The organism is Streptomyces smyrnaeus (assembly GCF_017676345.1).
Lineage (GTDB): Bacteria > Actinomycetota > Actinomycetes > Streptomycetales > Streptomycetaceae > Streptomyces > Streptomyces smyrnaeus.
In genome coordinates this window covers 1-652 of the sequence record NZ_JAFFZM010000061.1, presented here as the reverse complement: position 1 = coordinate 652, position 652 = coordinate 1, and the positions used below count along the sequence as shown (strand labels likewise).

General features: G+C 65.8%; 1 protein-coding gene. It reads right to left on the bottom strand.

Translation table 11 applies throughout. The annotated features are described in order from the left end of the window. On the bottom strand, positions 1–652 hold a 652-nt coding region (locus JW613_RS35460; RefSeq protein WP_209215311.1), incomplete at both ends, for a zinc-binding dehydrogenase.

Sequence of the window (652 nt, the reverse complement as noted above, 5' to 3'; positions counted from 1 at the left end):
CCGGGAGCGTCCGGGCCCCGGCGGCTGACCAGCACCAGATGCCGCACACCCCGGCTACGCACCAAATGCTCAGCAACAAGACCACCCAGCGTGCCGGTACCACCCGTCACCAACACCGTGCCCGCCACATCAAGCGGCACCGGCACATCCAACACCACCTTGCCCACATGCCGCGCCTGACTCATAAACCGCAACGCCTCACGCGCCCGCACCAACGGCCACGCCCGCACCGAAGCAGGCACCAACACCCCCGCCCCGAACAACCCACACAACTCCCCCAACATCCGCCCGATCCCCTCAGCACCACAATCAGGCACAAGATCGAACGCCCGATACAACACCCCCGCCAACCCCTCCGCATCCCGCACATCGGTCTTGCCCATCTCGATGAACCGACCCCCCGGCCCAAGCAACCCCAACGACGCATCCGTCAAATCACCGGCAAGACTGTTGAGCACCACATCAACCCGCGGAAACACCGACGCGAACCCCACATCACGCGAAGACGCCCGATGCGCCGCATCAATACCCATCCCCGCCAGCACACCCTGCTTCCCAGGACCAGCCGTCGCATACACCTCCGCCCCCACATACCGCGCAATCTGCACCGCCGCCGACCCCACACCACCCGTCGCCGCATGAATCAACACCG